The 18,731-nt window shown below is 62.2% G+C and carries 23 protein-coding genes; 9 read left to right on the top strand and 14 right to left on the bottom strand.

Translation table 11 applies throughout. From position 1 onward, the window contains the following. Nucleotides 1-64: 64 nt before the first annotated feature. On the bottom strand, nt 65-949 hold the full coding sequence (locus ACYVNQ_RS18840; protein WP_460904076.1) for a polysaccharide deacetylase family protein: 885 nt from the start codon (nt 947-949) through the stop codon (nt 65-67). After that, nucleotides 946-1,647, bottom strand: a complete 702-nt coding sequence (locus ACYVNQ_RS18835; protein WP_460904075.1) for a fumarylacetoacetate hydrolase family protein — start codon at nt 1,645-1,647, stop codon at nt 946-948. Before ACYVNQ_RS18835 ends, ACYVNQ_RS18840 begins: the two co-directional genes overlap by 4 nt. Nucleotides 1,648-1,919: 272 nt before the next feature. On the opposite strand from ACYVNQ_RS18835, the gene ACYVNQ_RS18830 reads away from it, so the two are divergent. Beyond that, nucleotides 1,920-2,639, top strand: coding sequence for a GntR family transcriptional regulator (locus tag ACYVNQ_RS18830; RefSeq protein WP_460904074.1), 720 nt, complete (start codon nt 1,920-1,922; stop codon nt 2,637-2,639). Between the two features lie 77 nt (nt 2,640-2,716). Here ACYVNQ_RS18830 and ACYVNQ_RS18825 read toward each other — a convergent pair whose 3' ends face one another. Together ACYVNQ_RS18825 and ACYVNQ_RS18820 are read right to left on the bottom strand one after the other, a co-directional pair. After that, complete coding sequence (locus ACYVNQ_RS18825; protein WP_460904073.1) at nt 2,717-3,088, bottom strand: type II toxin-antitoxin system VapC family toxin; 372 nt, start codon at nt 3,086-3,088, stop codon at nt 2,717-2,719. Then, on the bottom strand, nt 3,085-3,282 hold the full coding sequence (locus ACYVNQ_RS18820; protein ID WP_460904072.1) for a type II toxin-antitoxin system VapB family antitoxin: 198 nt from the start codon (nt 3,280-3,282) through the stop codon (nt 3,085-3,087). The genes ACYVNQ_RS18825 and ACYVNQ_RS18820 overlap by 4 nt, the downstream gene beginning before the upstream one ends. Nucleotides 3,283-3,446: 164 nt before the next feature. Here ACYVNQ_RS18820 and ACYVNQ_RS18815 point away from each other — a divergent pair, with 164 nt between their 5' ends. Together ACYVNQ_RS18815 and ACYVNQ_RS18810 are read left to right on the top strand one after the other, a co-directional pair. Further along, nucleotides 3,447-4,061, top strand: a complete 615-nt coding sequence (locus ACYVNQ_RS18815) for a LysE family translocator (protein WP_460904071.1) — start codon at nt 3,447-3,449, stop codon at nt 4,059-4,061. 257 nt (nt 4,062-4,318) lie between these two features. Further along, complete coding sequence (locus tag ACYVNQ_RS18810; protein ID WP_460904070.1) at nt 4,319-4,750, top strand: hypothetical protein; 432 nt, start codon at nt 4,319-4,321, stop codon at nt 4,748-4,750. Nucleotides 4,751-4,754: 4 nt separating this feature from the next. Here the strand turns inward: ACYVNQ_RS18810 and ACYVNQ_RS18805 are convergent, their stop codons facing one another. After that, nucleotides 4,755-5,351, bottom strand: a complete 597-nt coding sequence (locus ACYVNQ_RS18805) for a uracil-DNA glycosylase family protein (RefSeq protein ID WP_460904069.1) — start codon at nt 5,349-5,351, stop codon at nt 4,755-4,757. 175 nt (nt 5,352-5,526) lie between these two features. Here ACYVNQ_RS18805 and ACYVNQ_RS18800 point away from each other — a divergent pair, with 175 nt between their 5' ends. The 3 genes from ACYVNQ_RS18800 (at nt 5,527) to ACYVNQ_RS18790 (ending at nt 7,955) form a co-directional block, all read left to right on the top strand. Continuing rightward, nucleotides 5,527-5,961, top strand: a complete 435-nt coding sequence (locus ACYVNQ_RS18800) for a universal stress protein (protein ID WP_460904068.1) — start codon at nt 5,527-5,529, stop codon at nt 5,959-5,961. Between the two features lie 298 nt (nt 5,962-6,259). Next, nucleotides 6,260-7,396 (top strand): branched-chain amino acid ABC transporter substrate-binding protein, encoded by a 1,137-nt coding sequence (locus ACYVNQ_RS18795; RefSeq protein WP_460904067.1) that lies wholly within the window; start codon nt 6,260-6,262, stop codon nt 7,394-7,396. A gap of 307 nt (nt 7,397-7,703) precedes the next feature. Next, nucleotides 7,704-7,955 (top strand): hypothetical protein, encoded by a 252-nt coding sequence (locus tag ACYVNQ_RS18790; RefSeq protein ID WP_460904066.1) that lies wholly within the window; start codon nt 7,704-7,706, stop codon nt 7,953-7,955. 53 nt (nt 7,956-8,008) lie between these two features. On the opposite strand, the gene pcaC is transcribed toward ACYVNQ_RS18790, so the two are convergent. From pcaC to ACYVNQ_RS18765, 5 genes are all read right to left on the bottom strand, one after another. Further along, on the bottom strand, nt 8,009-8,398 hold the full coding sequence (gene pcaC, locus ACYVNQ_RS18785) for a 4-carboxymuconolactone decarboxylase (protein ID WP_460904065.1): 390 nt from the start codon (nt 8,396-8,398) through the stop codon (nt 8,009-8,011). Continuing rightward, on the bottom strand, nt 8,395-9,186 hold the full coding sequence (gene pcaD / locus ACYVNQ_RS18780) for a 3-oxoadipate enol-lactonase (protein WP_460904064.1): 792 nt from the start codon (nt 9,184-9,186) through the stop codon (nt 8,395-8,397). Before pcaD ends, pcaC begins: the two co-directional genes overlap by 4 nt. A 6-nt stretch (nt 9,187-9,192) precedes the next feature. Then, nucleotides 9,193-10,596: a 3-carboxy-cis,cis-muconate cycloisomerase gene (locus ACYVNQ_RS18775; RefSeq protein ID WP_460904063.1), complete on the bottom strand. Its 1,404-nt coding sequence runs from the start codon at nt 10,594-10,596 to the stop codon at nt 9,193-9,195. Between the two features lie 187 nt (nt 10,597-10,783). Continuing rightward, a complete protein-coding gene (locus ACYVNQ_RS18770; protein WP_460904062.1) occupies nt 10,784-11,443 on the bottom strand; it encodes a 3-oxoacid CoA-transferase subunit B in 660 nt (219 codons plus the stop codon). A 13-nt stretch (nt 11,444-11,456) separates the two neighbouring features. After that, entirely contained in the window at nt 11,457-12,161 is a 705-nt protein-coding gene (locus ACYVNQ_RS18765; protein WP_460904061.1) for a 3-oxoacid CoA-transferase subunit A, read from the bottom strand. A 284-nt stretch (nt 12,162-12,445) separates the two neighbouring features. Here ACYVNQ_RS18765 and folE point away from each other — a divergent pair, with 284 nt between their 5' ends. Beyond that, a complete protein-coding gene (gene folE, locus ACYVNQ_RS18760) occupies nt 12,446-13,084 on the top strand; it encodes a GTP cyclohydrolase I FolE (RefSeq protein WP_460904060.1) in 639 nt (212 codons plus the stop codon). 104 nt (nt 13,085-13,188) lie between these two features. Here folE and epsC read toward each other — a convergent pair whose 3' ends face one another. Both epsC and ACYVNQ_RS18750 read right to left on the bottom strand, forming a co-directional pair. Further along, complete coding sequence (gene epsC, locus ACYVNQ_RS18755) at nt 13,189-14,127, bottom strand: serine O-acetyltransferase EpsC (RefSeq protein ID WP_460904059.1); 939 nt, start codon at nt 14,125-14,127, stop codon at nt 13,189-13,191. A gap of 107 nt (nt 14,128-14,234) precedes the next feature. Beyond that, on the bottom strand, nt 14,235-14,468 hold the full coding sequence (locus ACYVNQ_RS18750) for a hypothetical protein (RefSeq protein WP_460904058.1): 234 nt from the start codon (nt 14,466-14,468) through the stop codon (nt 14,235-14,237). A gap of 292 nt (nt 14,469-14,760) precedes the next feature. Between ACYVNQ_RS18750 and ACYVNQ_RS18745 the strand changes: the two genes are divergently transcribed. Together ACYVNQ_RS18745 and ACYVNQ_RS18740 are read left to right on the top strand one after the other, a co-directional pair. Next, nucleotides 14,761-15,195, top strand: coding sequence for a DUF3005 domain-containing protein (locus tag ACYVNQ_RS18745; RefSeq protein WP_460904057.1), 435 nt, complete (start codon nt 14,761-14,763; stop codon nt 15,193-15,195). Nucleotides 15,196-15,289: 94 nt separating this feature from the next. Further along, nucleotides 15,290-15,895 (top strand): short chain dehydrogenase, encoded by a 606-nt coding sequence (locus tag ACYVNQ_RS18740; protein WP_460904056.1) that lies wholly within the window; start codon nt 15,290-15,292, stop codon nt 15,893-15,895. 9 nt (nt 15,896-15,904) lie between these two features. On the opposite strand, the gene araD is transcribed toward ACYVNQ_RS18740, so the two are convergent. After that, the gene (araD, locus tag ACYVNQ_RS18735; protein WP_460904055.1) at nt 15,905-17,638 is read right to left on the bottom strand and encodes an L-arabinonate dehydratase; all 1,734 of its coding nucleotides are present in this window, start codon (nt 17,636-17,638) and stop codon (nt 15,905-15,907) included. 72 nt (nt 17,639-17,710) lie between these two features. After that, nucleotides 17,711-18,652, bottom strand: coding sequence for an SMP-30/gluconolactonase/LRE family protein (locus ACYVNQ_RS18730; RefSeq protein WP_460904054.1), 942 nt, complete (start codon nt 18,650-18,652; stop codon nt 17,711-17,713). Nucleotides 18,653-18,731 lie beyond the last annotated feature (79 nt).

Raw genomic sequence — 18,731 nt, 5'->3', positions numbered from 1 at the left:
GGGCGCCGCGTAACACGGGAGCGGCGCAGGCCCGCACGAGCCTGCGCGCGCGACGCTGCTGCGCTTAGCCCGGCTGCGGTGTCGACGCCGCGAACGCGTCGCAGATCGCGCTGCCGGTCGTGAACACCACGCCCTGACGCGCGCTGATATGCGCCAGTGCCTCGCGGAAGTAACGCAACCGGTGCGGCACGCCCATGATGTACGGATGCACCACCAGCGCCATCACGCGCGGCTCTTTCTGCGCGTCCGCATACAACTGTTCGAACTGGTCGATTGCGCGGTTGCGATATTCGGCGGCTGCGTGATGCTGGATCAGCATCATCGCGACGTCGTTGCATTCCTGCGTATACGGCACGCTGACGATCGGTTTGGTGCGCGTCTTCAGATACAGCGGCTGATCGTCGAGCACCCAGTCGCACACGTAGTCGTAGCCTTCTTCGACGAGGATGTCCGGGGTTTCCCAGGTTTCCGTCAGGCCCGGTCCGAGCCAGCCGCGCGGCGCCGTGCCGGTGAATGCGCGGATCGCCTCGGTGGTCTTGCGGATGTCGGCGCGTTCGTCTTCGACCTTCTGCATGTTCTTCTGGCTGTAGCCGTGGCCGACGAACTCCCAGCCGCGCTCGAGCGCCGCGCGCGAAATCGGCTCATAACTACGAATCGCCGAACCGTTGATCGCCAGCGCCGCGCGAATGCCGAGCGTGTCGAACACGTCGAGCATGCGCCAGAACGCCACGCGGTTGCCGTATTCGTGCCATGCCCAGTTCGGCACATCGGGCGTCGGCGAACCGCCGGCAGGCGGCGTCAGCACGGTGCGCGGCATCGTCTCGAGCGGGTTCCATTCCTCGATGTTGACGATCACCCACACGGCGAGCCGCGCGCCTTCCGGCAGCGCCAGCTTCGAGCGATCGACGATCGGCGAATAGGCGAGACGGTCGTTCGGTAGCATGTTCATGATTTCCTCGAGCCGATAGTGAAGTGGATCGTGTCGAGCCCTTCGATCGCCCCTTCGATGCGATCGCCAGGCAACACAGGGCCGACGCCGGCAGGCGTGCCGGTGAAAATCAGATCGCCGGCCTTCAGTTCATATTGCGTCGACAGGTTCGCGATAATCTCGGGCACGTTCCAGATCATCTGCGCGAGGTCGCCCTTTTGACGCGCTTCGCCGTTGACCGTCAGCGAGATCGCACCACGCCCGATATGTCCGACGCTCGCGACCGGATGCAGCGGGCCGCACGGCGCCGATTCGTCGAACGACTTACCCATCTCCCACGGCAGCATCCGTTCGCGCATTTCGCGCTGGCGGTCGCGGCGCGTCATGTCGATGCCGACCGCGTAACCGAACACATGCGCGAGCGCATCGCCCACTGCGACGTTCGCCCCGTCCTTGCCGATCGCGACAACCAGTTCGATCTCATGCTGGAAGTCTTCGGTGCACGGCGGATACGCAAGTTCAGCGCCATTTGCGACGATCGCATCGGACGGTTTCTGGAAGAAAAACGGCGGGTCGCGCTCGTCGCCCTCTTTCATCTCGCGAATATGCTCAACGTAGTTGCGACCGACGCAGTACACACGACGTACCGGAAACGCGTGGGCGTCGCCTGCGACCGCGAGGACGGGAGTGGCCAACGGAACGGCAAATGAAGCAGTCAAGCTTGTCTCCTGGTCAAGGTGGGTTGAAGCGATAGTCTGTGTACAATAACGCCTTGTCAACGACAAAGTGTATTCACTTTGGACTGCACCGCAACATTTCCCTCTATGCCTCAATCAGACGCACATGCACCAAAAAGTGGGATCAAGCCGTACTGGCGCGGCTATCGCGTGCTGAACGCGTTCGTGCTTTTGCATACTTTTAGCGCGCGATCCAGCCATAAGTGTGCGCAGCTGTCATCTATAATCGGGCTCGTCTCAAGTCCGAGGACCCTATGATCGAAAAAGCCGCTGCCGCCACACTGTCGGGCGAACTCGCCGAGCGCATCCGCCAGGATCTGCTCGATGGCCTGCTCCCGCCCGGATCGCGCATCAATGAGGTGTCGTTGAGCCGCGAGCTCGAGGTATCGCGCACACCGCTGCGGGCCGCGCTGCAGATGCTGGCGGGCGAGGGCCTGCTGAACTACACGCCGAATCGCGGTTTTACAGTGCGGGCATTTCCGTTGTCGGAAATCGTCGATGCATATGAGATGCGTGCACTGGCGGAAGGTCTCGCGGCACGGCTCGCGGCGGAACGCGGGCTATCGGCCGAGGCTTGCGTGGAACTGGAGAATGCGCTCACGCGCGGGGATCAGATTCTGTCGAGCAATGCAGAGCCGAATGAACAGCGCGCCGACTATGCCGAGGTCAACGAGGTCTTCCATTCGGTGATTCATGACGCAGCAAGCTCGCGGCTGGTGGCGGATGTGTTGCGGTTATGCCAGCAGATTCCGCAGGCTTCGGCGCACAACATCCTGGCCTTCGAGATCGACGACATTCGCGAGCGGCACCGCTTTCACCATCGCATCTACGACGCGATTCTCGCGCGCGAACCGCGTGAGGCAGAGAACCTGATGCGGCAGCACGTGGTGAGTGTGAAGACGTCGCTGATTCGCGCGACGAGCCGGCAGCTGACGGCGCATAGCGAGAGTGCGGCGAAGGAAAGGCGGCGGTGAGCTAGTGTTTGTGTCGAAGTAACCCAGCCTTCGCCGAGCTCCGACAGCATCGACTATTGGCCGAGGCTTTTCGGTGTCTAGTGCTCAAGAAGCGCGCCGAGCGCGAACTCGTCGGCGATCTTTTTCAGGCGCTTGTCCCGCGTCCAGATGGACACACCAGGCTGAAGCTTTGCAGATGCAAACAACGACGCATCGACGTAGCCGATGCCTCGACTAAATAACCGCTGCTGCTCGATCAGGTACAACACTTCGTCGGGTGTGGCGACCGGCACGCGAGGCAGGTCGTTCAACGCACGAAGTACGGTAGCGCGATTGCGCAAGCTGCCTAGCGACAACTCGCCGATTACATAGGGATGGATCCGGACACGGTCGTGAAGCAGGAGGTCGACCATGATCGGCTCGGAATGGTCGATGTGGTCGATCCACACGGACGTATCGACGAGGATCATTCGGCTTCCTGCCGACGGCGAGGCGCAGCGGTGATGCCAGGCTGGCTGCCGCCCAGGGCGGCGAGCCTGCGCGCGGCTTCGCGTTCGATAAGTGCCCTCAGCGCCTCGCGCACGAGAGCGGACTTCTCGCTCAAACCCGTGTAGTCCTGCGCCCGAGCAACCAGATCATCGTCGAGAGCGATTGTGGTTCGCATAATGTCTCCATTGGTTGAGCACGATAATAGCATCGTTTGATGTCAAAATATGTGCCTTCGTTTGATCATCCGTGTACCGGACATCATCTTTAAAATTGTACAGGTACTGTACAGGCTCACCCCGATAAACTGCGGTCACTCCCATCAGTACTGTGAGACGGCCCATGTCCTACGAACTCCTGAGCGCGTTGCCGGCCGGCATTCTGTTCGCGCTCGTCACCACCATCACGCCTGGCCCCAATAACACGATGCTGCTCGCATCCGGGGTTAATTTCGGCTTCCGCCGCACGCTGCCGCATTTGTTCGGCATTAGCGCGGGCGTCGTGCTGTTGATGCTTTCGGTAGGGTTTGGCCTCGGCGAAGTGTTTCATCGCGTGCCGCGTCTCTATACGTTGCTCGAAGTAGCCAGCGTCGGCTATCTGCTGTATCTCGCATGGAAGATCGGCACCTCCGGCGAAGTGCGTGCGCGGCAGGGCAAGCAGCGGCCGATGCGCTTTCACGAAGCGCTACTGTTCCAGTGGATCAATCCGAAAGCGTGGATGATGGTGCTCACCGCCGCAACCACGATCCATATGACCGAGGACGTCGGCATCAACGCGCTGTTGATGGCGGCACTGTTCTATCTGATCGGACTGCCTTGCATCTGTTTGTGGGCCGCGGGTGGCACAGCGTTGCGGCAAGTGCTCGCAAAACCGGTCTGGCTGCGCGCATTCAATATTTCGATGGCCTTGCTGCTGGTGCTGTCGCTCTATCCGATCGTGTTGCACGTGCTCGAATAAACCCGGGCGCTGTGCAAAAGCAGCATCAAACATGGCTTTATTCGCGCGGCAGTGGGCAAACGCGCAAAGCGCCGCAATTGGCGGATGCACACGGAATTCAAGCGTGCTAATGTTGGTTTGTCGTCGTGTACAGATCGCAATGCGTGCACGGCGTGCAACGTCGACATTCCCTGTATCCGTACTTCGCGTTACCGGCAGCCATGTTACGACTTCGACAACCGTCGCCGCACGACACAGTAACGGTGCTGCTCCGGCGCTTGAGCCGGCAGCACCATCTGGCCGAAAACAAGAATAGCTTCCTTACCCGCGTTCCCGCGAGTGACGGCCCTCCAGATGCAACCCTGCCAAGCCGCGTGCGCGCCGCGCGAGCCGCATTCGATCTGGTCGACCAACTCGACGAGCAGCAACAGCTTACCGAGTCCGACAAAGAAATTTTGATGTTCTGGTTGCTTGCGCATTCGACCCTCGAACTTCGCGACGCGATGCATGCGTTCGGCGTCGTGCCGCGCGCCACTGCAACCCGAATTACCGCAGCCGCCTTGCATTTACCCGACTATCTGGTTGAACTGGCTTACGCCGAGCAAGGCAATCTGCAACGCGCAGGTTTGTTGATCGTGAGTGGTACAGCCGGTACGTTGTTCGAAGTGATTCAGCTAAACGAAGGTCTCGTCGCCCGCGTTCAGCAATGACGGACTACAGCAACGCTGCAACGCGCGCGCGTAGCGTCGGCACGACTTGCGCGTCGAACCACGGGTTTCTCTTCAGCCATATCTGATTGCGCGGCGACGGATGGGGCAATGGCACACACGCCGTCGACTCATATTCTTGCCACGACGCCACTGTCTCGGTTAACGTCGTCTTGCGCCGGTTGCCGAGAAAGTACGCCTGCGCGTACTGGCCGATCACAAGCGTCAACTCTACGCTGCGCAGATGCGCGAGCAGCTTGTTCATCCACAATGGTGCGCATTCCGGCCGAGGCGGATTGTCGCCGCTCTTGCCGCGCCCCGGATAACAGAACCCCATCGGGATAAGTGCGAAATGGTGTGCGTCGTAAAAGACTTCCGGCGTCACACCCAACCATTCACGCAAGCGCTTGCCGCTCGCGTCGTTCCATGGCACTCCCGTCTCGTGCACTTTCGCGCCCGGCGCCTGCCCGACGATCAGGATTCGCGCGCGCGCCGCGACTTGCAGTACCGGGCGCGGACCGAGCGGCAAAAAAGGCGCGCATACATTGCATGCCCGCGCGCTGGCGAGCACGCTGTGAAGCGTCTTGCTGGGATCTGAATTCATACTGCCTGATTGATGGGCTGTGCAGCGCCTGCATGGCGCGCGAGGCTGGTGAATGCGCGTGCAGCGTGCAGTTGCGCGTTCGTGAACGAAGTTGCGCGCCTCACGCAAGCACGAACATGGAATATACCGCGTCGTCGTACGTCTTAGAGAAACAACCCTTTCGACGGAGTGCCTGATGAGATATGTGATGGCGGTGTATGACGGCTCTCCCTGCTCGTATCGCGGTGTGCTCGTTGCGGCGCAACTCGCAGCCAGTCATCAGGCGAGGCTGCATATCTTGTCGGTCGTGCCGCTGCCGAGGTACGCGCTCGACATCGCAACGGACGCCACAATGTCGGCTAGCGTCGACGCATACCAGCACCTGCTCGGCAAGCTGGAATCCGATCTGGCGCAACGCGGCCTGCAGTTTCAGCTAGCGCTCAAGTTCGGCAATCTGGTCGACGAAACGGTTCGCTATGCAGTCGACTATAGCGTTGGCCTGATCGTCGTGGGCTGTTCGTTCCGATCGCTGGTTAGCCGCTGGAAGGCACGCACCTTTATGCAAAGGTTGGTGTGGCTCGCGCCGTGTCCTGTCACGATGGTCAATGAAGCTCGTACGCCAGACCGGTAAGTCAGGCTGGGATGCCCGGAGGCACGTTTCAGGCTATGTTTTGTCCTGTTTGGTACACATCCGGCATTGACGGATTTCCCTAGCGTGATTAGCTCACGGTCTACGTAAACTCAAAATAAATATCAGGCCTGTCAAAAATAAGCGAAAATTCGGACTTGATAGAAAATGAGTTTATCGCGTGGAATAAGCCTCTTGGTGAAGTGTCTTTAGCAGGTGGTGGCGCGCCCGATCTCGCATCGAGACATCGGGCGCTATTAAATAACACCGCTTCCTTCACTACCAGGTGCTAAACGACACAATGAGAAAACTCACACAACAAATTTCAACTGCCGCCGCCATGACCTTCGCCTTGTATGGTGGCGCTCATGCGGATGAGACGGTGAAGATCGGTCACGTCGCACCGCTGACCGGTGAAATTGCGCATCTTGGCAAAGACAATGAAAACGGTGCACGCCTTGCGATCGAAGAAATCAATGCAAAGGGTTTGACGATCGGCGGCCAGAAGATCACGCTGCAGCTCGACTCGCAGGACGATGCGGCCGACCCGCGCACGGCCACGCAAGTCGCACAAAAGCTGGTCGACGACAAGGTCGTTGCAGTGGTCGGTCACCTGAACTCCGGCACGTCGATTCCTGCGTCGAAGATCTATAGCGACGCCGGCATCGTGCAGATTTCGCCTGCCGCATCGAATCCGGCGTACACGTTGCAGGGCTACAAGACCACCTATCGCGTGGTTGCAACCGATGCGCAGCAGGGGCCGGCGCTCGCGAACTACGCGGCGAAAAGCCTGAAGGTGAAGAAGGTCGCAATCGTCGACGACTCGACCGCATACGGCCAGGGCCTCGCCGGCGAGTTCGAGAAGACTGCGAAAGCGCTGGGCATGCAGGTCGTGTCGCATGATGCAACCAACGACAAGGCCGTCGATTTCCGCGCGATCCTGACCAAAATCAAGGGCGAGAGCCCGGACGCGATCATGTACGGCGGCATGGACGCCACCGGTGGCCCGTTCGCGAAACAGGCCAAACAACTCGGCCTGCGCGCGAAGGTGCTGGCAGGCGATGGTGCATGTACCGACAAGCTGTCGGATCTGGCCGGCAACGCGACCGACAACATCGTGTGCTCAGAAGTCGGCATGGCACTCGAAAAGATGCCGGGCGGCGCGGCCTTCGAAGCGAAGTACAAGAAGCGCTTCGGCCAACCGATCCAGATCTACGCACCGTTCACGTACGACGCGGTGTATGTCGTCGTCGATGCGATGAAGCGCGCGAATTCGACCGATCCGGCAAAGATCCTCGCGATGATGCCTAGCACCGACTACAAAGGCGTGTCCGGCGAAATCACCTTCGACGCTAAGGGCGATCTGACGCACGGCGTGATTTCGCTGTACGACTACCGGAACGGCAAGAAGATGCTCATCGACGTGGTCAAGATGTAACGTAAAGGCGGGATGGCCGTCGCGGCGCGCAACCAGGCGCCGCGACGGCCACGCGCAGCGGCCGCACGGTAGCCGTGTTCATCAAGCAACGCATATGCCTTGTTGCCGGGTACCGGCGCGCACGACGCTGCGCAATCGCGTACGAGCGTATCGCAGCATGCTGCATGCCCCTGCATTATGTGTAAATGCGCGTTGTTTCGGCATAAAACACATGGGAGCACGGAACAACGGGTGCATCTCACGCGACGACAGCGTATGTTTACGGCAAGCGTCGGCGCTTCGTGTCCGGCGCGCCGGGAGACGCCTCATGAAGACACCGTCAGTCAGGGCAGGCGCCCATATCGAAGGGATCCACTGGATCGCCGAGTACGCCGAAAACGTCCACGAGATCCGCATCTTTCGTGAAGGACTGGAAGTGGACGTGCACAATGCCCCGTCCACGCTGTTCGGCGACGAAGAGAACGCCGGGTCGAAGAGCTGTGCGGATCACCGTGCGGCGGAGGCTGCGGTGATCGCGTATTTGCGGCGCTTCGTCGCGGAGCACGACGCTGAAGAGTAGCGGTGGCGCGTCATTCGCCGGGCGAGCGTACGTTGCCCGAGCCGCCGCGCAGGCTACTTTTTCGCTTCGTCTTCCTCGCGGAAAATCCGGTCGGCCAGATGGAACGCCGAATTGGCCGCCGGCACACCGCAATAGATCGCCGTCTGCATCAGCACTTCCTTGATCTGATCGCGCGACACGCCGCTATTCTTTGCCGCGCGCAGATGCAATGCCAGTTCCTCACTGCGGTTTAATGCGACCATCATCGCGATCGTCAGCATGCTGCGCGTGTGGCGCGGCAGTCCGTCGCGCGTCCAGATCTCGCCCCACGCATAGCGCGTAATGAAATCCTGGAACTCTTCGGTCAGCTCGCTGCGGTTCGTCAGCGACCGGTCCACGTGCGCGTCGCCCAGCACGCCGCGCCGCACCTGCATGCCGGCGTCGTAGCGTTCGTTGTCGTTCATCGTTGCTCCTTCAGGAAATCGAGCACCGTCCTCGTGAACGTGTCCGCCAGCTCGATGTTGGAAATGTGCGATGCGTCGAGTTCGACGTAGCGCGCGCCGGGAATCGCCGCGGCCAGTTCCTGGCCTTGCGCGGGCGTGGCCGCGACGTCGTGCGTGCCCGAGATCACCAGTGCCGGCACCTTGATGCCGGGCGCTTCGGCGCGCAGGTCGGCGGCATCGATCGCTTCGCAGTTGGCCGCGTAGCCGTCCTTGTCGGTATGCACGAACACGTCGCGGATAAAACCGAGCACCAGCGGCTCCCGCGCGATGAAGTCCGCCGTGAACCAGCGCGGCAGCACCGCTTCGGACAGCGCAATCATGCCTTCGTTGCGCGCCCGCGCCGCGCGCGGCACCCATACTTCAGGCGAACCGATGCGTGCTGCGGTATTGGCGAGTACGACGCGCCCGATACGGTCACCGTGGCGTGCGGCCAGCGCCACGCCGGTCAGCCCGCCCATCGATACGCCGCAGAAATGCGCCCGCGCGATCTTCAGCGTATTGAGCAGGCCCAGCACGTCGCCGCTCAGTTGCTCGATCGTGTACGGCCCTTTGGGCGCCTCCGAGTGGCCGTGGCCGCGCGTGTCGTAGCGCAGCACGCGAAAGTGCTGCGCCAGTTCGGCGACTTGCGGCGTCCACATCGACAGGTCGCTGCCGAGCGAATTCGACAGCACGAGCCACGGCGCGCTGCCGTGCCGGTCGCCGTCGATCCGGTAGTGCAATTCGATGCCATTGACTGCAGCGTAAGGCATGCGGATTTACTCCTTGTCAGGGGTGCGCGCGGGGGTGCGCACGGGTGTGCTCAAATTAAGCGCGGAATGAAGCGCCAGCACCGCGTCCACGAACGCGTGTGCCTCGCCGACATAATGCGCCGGATCGAACAGGCTTCGCAGGCGCTCGGCCGGCAGGTGTCGCGTGACGGCGGGATCGGCGGCCAGCACGTCGTAGAGCGTGCGGTTCGATGCGACTGCCTGCTTCGATGCGTGCTCAACCAGATGATGTGCGTCGAGCCGGCCGATCTGTTCGCCCAGCGCGAGCATCACCGCTTCGCCGAGTATCAGGCCGTGCGTAGCGTCGAGGTTGGTCGCGAGGCGTTCGGTGTTGACGTCGAGCCCCGCCGCGATCTGTTCGATATGCGCGAGCGCGCCGCCGGCAAGACGCGCGAGGTCCGGCAGCGCATCCCATTCGGCCTGCCAGCCGCCCAGCGCGCGTTCGTGTTCCTGCACCATGCCGGCCAGCACCGTCGCGACGAGGCCCGGCGCGCGCGCTGCGGCAGTCAGCACCGCTGCGCAGCCGACCGGGTTGCGCTTGTGCGGCATCGTCGACGATCCGCCCTTGCCTGCGGCGGCCGGTTCACCGAGTTCGCCGAGCTCGGTCTGCATTTGCAGCGAGATGTCGCGCGCGATCTTGCCGAGCGTACCGATCAGCATGCCGAACAGGGATGCCGCTTCGGCAATGCGGTCGCGTTGCGTGTGCCACGGCAGCGCCGGTTGTGCGAGGCCGAGTTCGCTTGCAAGCGAGCGGCTTACCGCGGGCGCCGCACTGCGCAGGCTCGCCAGCGTGCCGGCCGCGCCGCCGAACTGCAGTACCAGCGTGCGTTCGCGCAATGCATCGAGGCGCTCGCGATGGCGCAGCAGTGCATCGAGCCATTGCGCGAACTTCAGGCCGAGTGTGATCGGCAGCGCCTGTTGCAGCCATGTGCGGCCGATCATCGGCGTCGCGCGGTGGGTGCGGGCGAGCACAGCGATCGCGTCGCAGGTCGCCGCGAGGCCGCGCTCGAGCAACGCGTAGGTATCGCGCAGCTGCAGCACCGTCGCGGTATCGATGATGTCCTGGCTCGTCGCGCCCCAATGCACGTACTTCGATGCTTCGGCGTCGAGCTCCTTGACGCGCGCCGTCAGTTGCTTGACGAGCGGAATCGCCAGATTGCCGCCAAGCGCGGCGTCGTGTGCCAGTGCATTCGCGTCGAGGCGATCCGCATCGCAAGCCGCTTCGATTGCGGCCACCGCTGCCTGCGGAATCACGCCGTGCGCAGCCGACGCGCGCGCCAGCGCGGCTTCCACATCGAGCATCCGCTGCAGCGTCGCGCGCGGCGACCAGATGTCGTTCATCGGTTGCGTGCCGCAAATCAGGCCGGTCAGACGGGCGCTTGCTTCGAGCATGATGACGTTGTTCGGGCGAAAGAGGAGGAAGGGTTGAGGCGTCTCGAATGCTTGTATGAGTCTTGTGAGCCGGCGACGGCAATCTCGCGCGAGGCCGGCACGGCCGGCCGATTTGCGTAGGCACAACGGCACGGCGGCGCGGCGTTCGTGCGGGCGCTGGCCCGTGAACGCCGCGCGGCGAGCGCGCTTACGCCGCGCGCGCCGCTGCGTTGCCGTCGATCAATGGCACGCCAGTCAGTTTCTGCAATTCGGCGAAGTCGATATCGGAGAAGATCTCGCGCACCACGAGGCCAGCGGGCGTCACGTCGATCATCGCGAGGTCGGTGTAGATGCGGTTGACGCAGCCGACGCCCGTCACCGGGTACGTGCATTCCGCAGCGATCTTGCTTTCGCCTTGCTTGGTCAGGTGCTCCATCATCACGAATACCTGCTTCGCGCCGATTGCCAGATCCATTGCACCGCCGACCGCCGGAATCGCATCGGGCGCGCCGGTGTGCCAGTTCGCCAGATCGCCCTTCGCCGACACCTGGAACGCGCCGAGCACGCAGTAATCCAGATGGCCGCCGCGCATCATCGCGAACGAATCGGCATGGTGAAAGAACGAGCCGCCCGTCAGCAGCGTGACGTGCTGCTTGCCGGCGTTGATCAGTTCGTCGTCTTCTTCACCGGCTGCGGGCGCCGGGCCCATGCCGAGTACGCCGTTTTCGCTGTGCAGGAAGATTTCCTTGCCGGCGGCGAGGTGGTTTGCCACCAGCGTCGGCACGCCAATGCCGAGGTTCACGTACGCGCCTTCCGGAATATCCTGTGCAACGCGTTTGGCCATTTCATCGCGGGTCAGTCGTTTCATGTCGGATCTCCTGTCAGGCGGCGGCCGTGCCGGAACGCGAAATCGGGTGGGCAGCTTGCGGCACTTCGATCACGCGCTGCACGAAAATGCCCGGCGTGACGATTGCTTCCGGGTCAAGCGCGCCAAGCGGCACTACTTCCGACACCTGCACGATGGCCGTTTTCGCTGCGCTCGCCATGATCGGGCCAAAGTTGCGCGCGGTCTTGCGGTAGATCAGGTTACCCCAGCGGTCGCCCTTGTATGCCTTGATCAGCGCGAAATCCGCATGCAGCGGCATTTCGAGCACGTAATGCCGGCCATTGATCTCGCGGGTTTCCTTGCCTTCGGCGAGTTTGGTGCCGTATGCGGTCGGCGTAAAGAAGCCGCCGATGCCGGCGCCGGCCGCGCGGATGCGTTCCGCCAGATTGCCCTGCGGCACGAGTTCCAGTTCGATTTCGCCGGCGCGGTAGAGCGCGTCGAATACGTACGAGTCGGTCTGACGCGGGAACGAGCAGACGATCTTGCGCACGCGCTTAGCCTTCAGCAGCGCCGCGAGGCCGATGTCGCCGTTGCCGGCGTTGTTGTTGACGATCGTCAGTTCGCGCGCGCCGTGTTCGATGAGGGCGTCGATCAGTTCAGACGGCATGCCTGCCGTGCCAAAGCCGCCGATCATCACGGTCGCGCCGTCGTGTATGTCGGCCACCGCCGACTGAAGCGATTCGAAGATCTTGTTGATCATGTCCGATTCCTGTTGCGACGCTGCGTGCCCAAGCCGCGAGCCGCTCTTCTGGCTATGCGCGGGGTGGTCTGCACCTCCAGTCGCCCTGCTTGCCCATGCAGCCTGCCTCAAATCGATGCCGGTTGCCCGAATGTTCGACATACGAACACAGATTCGTTTAGCGAACGTACCGGCGCATTATGGAAGGCGGCCGGATGGGTTGTCAAGGTTGCGGGCCCACAACCGTCCCGCATGCGATAGGCTTCGCTTATGTCGCGCGCGATGAACACATAACAGGAGCGAAGATGACCACAAGCAAGAAGAAGACGAAGTCGGCCGCCGACGTGCCGCCCCGCCCGACGCGCACAGAGGCCGAAGAAGCGGTACGCGTGCTGCTGCGCTGGGCCGGTGACGATCCGCGGCGCGAAGGGCTGGTCGATACGCCGGCGCGCGTGGTGCGCGCATACGAGGAATTCTTCGCGGGCTACCAGGTCGAGCCGCGCGACATCCTCGCCCGCACGTTTTCCGAGGTGGACGGGTACGACGAAATGATCGTGCTGAAAGACATCCGCTTCGAGAGCTACTGCGAACACCATATGGTGCCGATCATCGGCCGCGCGCATGTCGCGTATTTGCCTGAGCATCGCGTGGTCGGCATTTCGAAGCTCGCGCGGCTAGTCGATGCGTTTGCGAAACGCCTGCAGATTCAGGAGAAGATGACCGTGCAGATCGCCGATACGCTCAACGACGTGCTGCAGCCGAAGGGCGTCGGTGTGATCCTCGAAGCGTCGCATCAGTGCATGTCGACCCGCGGGGTGCATAAGGCGGGCGCCGAGATGGTCACGTCGCGGATGCTCGGCACGTTCCGCACCGATCCGTCGACCCGCAGAGAATTTCTTGCGATCGTCGGCCGTACGGCGGCGGTGAGCGTTACGCATACTTGAGCGGGCTTTGAAACGCGCTGCGGCCCCATGCGCCGTGCAGAGCTGCACCTGGGCGCGCGTCGACGCGCCATACCTGCAGTGCAGCGGCTAGCGCGCAAACACGCTCAACGCGCGCCGTCGTCACTGCGGTCGCGATTGCGTTCGCCTTCGCGCACCTTGCCCTGCGATACGCTGCTGCCCGGTGGCACGCTGTGCGTAAGCCACACGTTGCCGCCGATCACTGAACCGCGCCCGATCGTCACCCGGCCGAGAATCGTTGCGCCCGCATAGATCACCACGTCGTCCTCGACGATCGGATGGCGTGCATTGCCTTTCACGAGCGAGCCGTCGGCATCCGCGGCGAAACTCTTCGCACCGAGCGTCACCGCCTGGTACACACGCACGTGTTCGCCGATCACCGCGGTCTCGCCGATCACCACGCCGGTGCCGTGGTCGATGAAGAAGCTCGGGCCGATCTGCGCGCCCGGGTGAATATCGATGCCGGTGGCCGAATGCGCGATCTCGTTGATAAAGCGCGCGAGCAGCGGCACGCCGAGCCGATGCAGTGCGTGCGCGAGCCGATGATGCGTCATCGCCCACACGCCCGGATAGCACAGCAGAATCTCGGTGATGTGCTGCGCTGCCGGGTCGCCTGTGTACGCAGCCTGAATGTCGCTGACCAGCAACGCGCGAATTGCCGGCAGTTGCGTGCCGAACTCGCGCGCCACTTCGAATGCACGCTGGCCCATGTCCACGTCCGGCGTCTCGGCATATTCCGGCAGGAAGCGCAGCGCGCGGCGAATCTGCTCAGCCAGCAGCCGCAACGTGCTCTCCAGTGTGTGGCCGACATAGTAGTCGACGCTTTCGTCGGTCAGATCGGGCGCGCCCCAATGCGTCGGGAACAACGCCGCACGCAAACCTGCAACGATGTTGATCACCGCATCGCGCGACGGCAGTTCGCGAATCCCGCGCGGGTGGCGCGTGCGATGCAGTTGCTCGCGCGAAGCGCGCAACTCGCCGACGATGTGTTCAAGACCCCAGTTGTTCAACGGAACGTTTGACATGGCGCGACCACACCCGTGCACGTGCACGGTCAAAGTGAATTGTCCCCAGAGGTTACCGCGTTTTGCGCGGCACCGTGCACAGGCATGGCGCGCACGTCGGCGCTGCCTCAGATCGTCATGCTGCTCGCGTCGATCCAGCGCACGGCCCAATCGCGTGCGTGCGCGATTGCAGCGGCTTCGTCGGTAAAGCGGAGTTCAGTGGGAAAGAAACGGTTGGCAACCAGTTCGCCGTCGCTTGAACGCGAGACGACAACATACGGTTGCCAGCTTCCGTCGCCCGCGCGTGCCGGCGAGCAATTCAATAAATAGCCACGATGAGTGAATGCAGCATCGACATGCATGAGTCATCAGCTCCCGACTGCCTCATATGACGGTTCGAAAAGGTGCATTACCGCACTAGCGCATTGGCCAATATCGTTATTGTGTCGCCCCGAACGTTAGGAATATTACTAACCGCCAACACTGGGTCGAAGAAGGATCATACTCTGTAGAAAATCCTCGTCCATTAAAAAACGCAAAAAAATGGCGGACGTGGTTAGCTCGCGCACCAAGCGGATTTTTGTATCGTGAGTACCTGCCGGAACGGGTCTTGCTGAACTGTTCGTGAAGCCGATTCGTAAGGAGGTAATGCTCATGATGTCCACCAGGATGAACCCCGCACCGACCCAACGGTCCGCCGGCCTCAGCGCCGAAATGCACAACGACCGCACGCACGACAGCACGGTCGACACCGACGGCAAGAATCGCGAAGCCGCGCGCCTTGCCGGTCATGGTGCGATCGGTCCCGACGAAGTGACCACCAGCAATGCAACGCACGACAACAGCTTGCCAGAAGCACGCGATGGCCTCGCCGGCTTCGATAGCCGTGCCGGCGGCGGTAGCTTGCTGCTCGCGCTCACGCCAGGCTATACCGTGGTTGAGAAAGGCATGGCCGAGCCGCAATCGGATGGCTCTTTCACCACCGATCGCGAGCGGGTACGCGCGAATCAGCAATATGGCGGACGCGCGCACTTCGCGATCAATGACCGCAGGCCGACCCACATCATCGAGTTGCAGCGTATTGGATGATCGGTCGCGTGGTGTGCTTGTGCTTGCACTTGTACTTCGCTGAAGTGGCTGTGACAATCTGTGGAACGGTTCCACGTCAGCGGAGAAAACAGCCATGAAAAAAATTGTGGTGATCGGCGCAACCGGCACGCTCGGTCAAGCCGTCGTGCATGAACTGAAAGCGCGCCATGAAGTGATCGAAGTCGGCGCCACACGCGGTGCGCTGCGAGTCGACAGCAACGATGCTGCGGATGTCGAACGGTTGTTTAACCAGATCGGCAAAGTGGACGGTGTCGTCACGGCAACCGGCAAGGTCTTCTTCGGGCCGCTGTCGCAGATGAACGTCGCTCAGTTCCGCAAGGGGCTCGACGACAAGCTGATGGGCCAGGTGAACGTCGTGTTCGCAGCGCTGCCGCATATCAACGACGGCGGCTCGTTCACGCTGACGAGCGGCATCCTCGCCGATGAACCGATTCGCGAAGGCGTCAGCGCAACGACGGTCAATCTCGCGCTGGAAGGTTTCGTGCGTGGTGCCGCCATCGAAATGCCGCGCGGCATTCGTATCAACATCGTCAGCCCGACGGTGCTCACTGAAGCGATGGATAGTTACGCGCCGTATTTTCGCGGTTTCGAGCCGGTCAGCGCACAGCGCACAGCTCATGCGTATTTGCGTAGTGTCGAAGGTGCGCAAACGGGGCGGGTTTATCGCGTCGGGTATTGAGCTGCGTGCTCAGTGAATCTCCGGTTCGCCGTTGGTCGCCGCACCGTCGCGCTGCAGGAAATCGAAATCGCAACCTTTGTCGGCCTGCATCACGTGCACCTGGTACATCGCGCCGTAGCCGCGCGCAAAGCGTGGCGGCGGCGCGACCCATTGCGCCTTGCGCTGCGCCAGTTCGTCATCCGATATCAGTACGTTCAGTTTGCGCTGCGGCACGTCGAGTTCGATCATGTCGCCGTCGCGCAGCAGCGCAAACGGACCACCGATGAACGATTCAGGCGCGACGTGCAGTACACATGCGCCGTAGCTGGTGCCGCTCATGCGCGCATCGGAAATGCGCACCATGTCGCGCACGCCGCGCATCAGCAGCTTGCGAGGAATCGGCAGTTGGCCCCACTCCGGCATGCCGGGCGCGCCGACAGGCCCAGCATGCTGCAGCACGATTACGCAGGTTTCGTCGATATCTAGCGCATCGTCGTCGATGCGCGCCGCCATGTCGTTGTAGTCGCGGAACACCACGGCGCGGCCCGTATGTACCAGCAGCTTCGCTTCGGCGGCGCCGGGTTTGATCACCGCGCCGTTCGGTGCGATGTTGCCGCGTAGTACTGCAAGGCCATTGTCCGGCAGCAGCGGCGTTGCGCGGCGGCGAATCACGTCTTCGTTGAAGATGCGCACGCCTTCGAGATTCTCGCCGAGCGTATGGCCGTTTACCGTGCGCTGCGAGCGATCGATCAGGTCGCCCAGTTCGGCAAGCAGCGCGGGCAAACCGCCTGCGTAATAAAAGTCTTCCATCAGGTAACTGCCGGTCGGACGAATGTTCGCCAGTACCGGCGTGCGGCGCGATAGCGCGTCGTAGCGCTCAAGGGTCAACCCGATACCTGCGCGGCGTGCAAGCGCGATCATATGGACGATTGCATTCGTCGAACCTGACAGCGCAAGACACGTGGTCACAGCATTGTCGATCGACTGTGCAGTCAGAATGTCGGAGGGCTTCAGGTCTTCCCACACCATCTCGACGATCCGCATGCCGGTTTTCGCGGCCATCTGCGCGTGCCGCGAATCGGCCGCGGGAATCGATGCGAAACCAGGCAGCGTGAAGCCAAGTGCTTCGGCGGCGCTTGTCATCGTCGATGCGGTGCCCATCGTCATGCAGTGGCCGGGCGAACGTGCGATGCCGCCTTCGACGCCTTGCCAGTCCGCTTCGGTGATCTTGCCCGCACGCAGGTCTGCCCAGTACTTCCAGGTATCCGAACCCGAGCCGAGCGTCGTGCCGTTCCAGTTACCGCGCAGCATCGGGCCGGCCGGCAGGAAGATCGCCGGCAGGTCCATCGAGATCGCGCCCATCAGCAGTGCCGGCGTGGTTTTGTCACAGCCGCCCATCAGCACCACACCGTCGGCGGGATACGAGCGCAGCGTCTCTTCGGCTTCCATCGCGAGAAAGTTGCGATAGAGCATCGTGGTTGGCTTCTGGAACGGCTCGGATAGTGTCTGCACCGGCAATTCGATCGGAAAGCCGCCCGCTTGCCAGATGCCACGCTTCACTTCTTCGACGCGCTGCTTGAAGTGTGTGTGGCATGGGTTCATCTCGCTCCACGTGTTGAGGATCGCGATGACCGGTTTGCCTGCGTATTCCTCGCGGCTAAAGCCCATTTGCGCGGTACGCGAGCGATGGCCGAACGAGCGCATATCGTTGACGCCGTACCAGCGATGGCTGCGCAACTCTTCAGGGGTCTTTCTGTTTGCCACACTCGCTCCTGCATCGATCTGTTCAATGGACCAAGCTCAGCGACGGCGCGTGTATGCCGTTTTTGCGCAGGCTCAACCGCCTTTGACACCCTGAGTATTCACATACAACGCGTACAGCCCGTGGCTCGCCGCCATAAAGAGCCGATTGCGATGCCGGCCGCCGAAGCAGACATTCGCGCAGCGCTCCGGCAATGCGATATGCCCGAGCGGCTCGCCTTGCGGCGAAAACACGCGTACACCGTCGAGTTCATCGTTGCCCATGCCCCAGCCACACCACAGATTGCCCTGCACATCGACGCGAAATCCATCCGGCGTGCCACCCGGGCCTGCATCGATCAGCACGCGATTGTTCGCCAGTGCGCGGCCCTGCTGCACGACGTCGAAGACGCGAATCTTGCGCGGCTCACCGCGCGATTCGACGATGTACAGCAGCTTTTCGTCCGGCGAGAACGCGAGACCGTTCGGGCCGATCACGTCGTCGGCCACCATCGTTACTTCACCGGTGTGCGCATCGATCCGGTACACGCATTGCGGCAGTTCCGCTTCCTGTTGTTCGCCTTCGTAGAAGCCGGCGATGCCGAAGCTCGGATCGGTAAACCAGATCGAGTGATCGGATTTCACGACCACGTCGTTCGGCGAATTCAGGCGCTTGCCCTGGTAGCGCTCGGCCAGCACCGTGATCGTGCCATCGTACTCGGTGCGCGTGACGCGGCGCGTCAGATGCTCGCAGGTCACGAGACGGCCTTCGCGGTCGCGTGTATTGCCGTTTGCGTTGTTTGAAGGACGGCGAAATGGCGTCACCGCGCCGGTTTCTTCATCCCAGCGCAGCATGCGGTTGTTTGGGATGTCGCTCCACAGCAGGTAGCGTCCGTCGCCAAACCAGACCGGACCTTCGGACCAGCGCGTGCCTTGGTAGAGGCATTCGACCGAGGCCATTGCAAGGCGTAGCGCAGTGAAACGTGGATCGAGAATACGAACGGCCGGATCGGGATAGCGGCGGTTGGGGTCGGTCATGGCGGGTCGAGTGTCGCGTGTCGCGTGTCGCGTGTCGCGCAGAGAAGGCCGGGCAGCGCGCTGCCCGGCAGTTTGCAGA

Source organism: Paraburkholderia jirisanensis, from assembly GCF_054782355.1.
The sequence above is the reverse complement of the archived record's forward strand: the minus strand, read 5'-3'. Positions and strand labels throughout refer to the sequence as shown.

Excerpts from the sequence above, each read along its gene's own strand:
- ACYVNQ_RS18840 (WP_460904076.1), bottom strand. The coding sequence starts at position 949 with ATGAACATGCTACCGAACGACCGTCTCGCCTATTCGCCGATCGTCGAT.
- ACYVNQ_RS18830 (WP_460904074.1), top strand. The coding sequence starts at position 1,920 with ATGATCGAAAAAGCCGCTGCCGCCACACTGTCGGGCGAACTCGCCGAG.
- ACYVNQ_RS18825 (WP_460904073.1), bottom strand. The coding sequence starts at position 3,088 with ATGATCCTCGTCGATACGTCCGTGTGGATCGACCACATCGACCATTCC.
- ACYVNQ_RS18820 (WP_460904072.1), bottom strand. The coding sequence starts at position 3,282 with ATGCGAACCACAATCGCTCTCGACGATGATCTGGTTGCTCGGGCGCAG.
- ACYVNQ_RS18815 (WP_460904071.1), top strand. The coding sequence starts at position 3,447 with ATGTCCTACGAACTCCTGAGCGCGTTGCCGGCCGGCATTCTGTTCGCG.
- ACYVNQ_RS18805 (WP_460904069.1), bottom strand. The coding sequence starts at position 5,351 with ATGAATTCAGATCCCAGCAAGACGCTTCACAGCGTGCTCGCCAGCGCG.
- ACYVNQ_RS18800 (WP_460904068.1), top strand. The coding sequence starts at position 5,527 with ATGAGATATGTGATGGCGGTGTATGACGGCTCTCCCTGCTCGTATCGC.
- ACYVNQ_RS18795 (WP_460904067.1), top strand. The coding sequence starts at position 6,260 with ATGAGAAAACTCACACAACAAATTTCAACTGCCGCCGCCATGACCTTC.
- ACYVNQ_RS18790 (WP_460904066.1), top strand. The coding sequence starts at position 7,704 with ATGAAGACACCGTCAGTCAGGGCAGGCGCCCATATCGAAGGGATCCAC.
- pcaC (WP_460904065.1), bottom strand. The coding sequence starts at position 8,398 with ATGAACGACAACGAACGCTACGACGCCGGCATGCAGGTGCGGCGCGGC.
- pcaD (WP_460904064.1), bottom strand. The coding sequence starts at position 9,186 with ATGCCTTACGCTGCAGTCAATGGCATCGAATTGCACTACCGGATCGAC.
- ACYVNQ_RS18775 (WP_460904063.1), bottom strand. The coding sequence starts at position 10,596 with ATGCTCGAAGCAAGCGCCCGTCTGACCGGCCTGATTTGCGGCACGCAA.
- ACYVNQ_RS18770 (WP_460904062.1), bottom strand. The coding sequence starts at position 11,443 with ATGAAACGACTGACCCGCGATGAAATGGCCAAACGCGTTGCACAGGAT.
- ACYVNQ_RS18765 (WP_460904061.1), bottom strand. The coding sequence starts at position 12,161 with ATGATCAACAAGATCTTCGAATCGCTTCAGTCGGCGGTGGCCGACATA.
- folE (WP_460904060.1), top strand. The coding sequence starts at position 12,446 with ATGACCACAAGCAAGAAGAAGACGAAGTCGGCCGCCGACGTGCCGCCC.
- epsC (WP_460904059.1), bottom strand. The coding sequence starts at position 14,127 with ATGTCAAACGTTCCGTTGAACAACTGGGGTCTTGAACACATCGTCGGC.
- ACYVNQ_RS18750 (WP_460904058.1), bottom strand. The coding sequence starts at position 14,468 with ATGCATGTCGATGCTGCATTCACTCATCGTGGCTATTTATTGAATTGC.
- ACYVNQ_RS18745 (WP_460904057.1), top strand. The coding sequence starts at position 14,761 with ATGATGTCCACCAGGATGAACCCCGCACCGACCCAACGGTCCGCCGGC.
- ACYVNQ_RS18740 (WP_460904056.1), top strand. The coding sequence starts at position 15,290 with ATGAAAAAAATTGTGGTGATCGGCGCAACCGGCACGCTCGGTCAAGCC.
- ACYVNQ_RS18730 (WP_460904054.1), bottom strand. The coding sequence starts at position 18,652 with ATGACCGACCCCAACCGCCGCTATCCCGATCCGGCCGTTCGTATTCTC.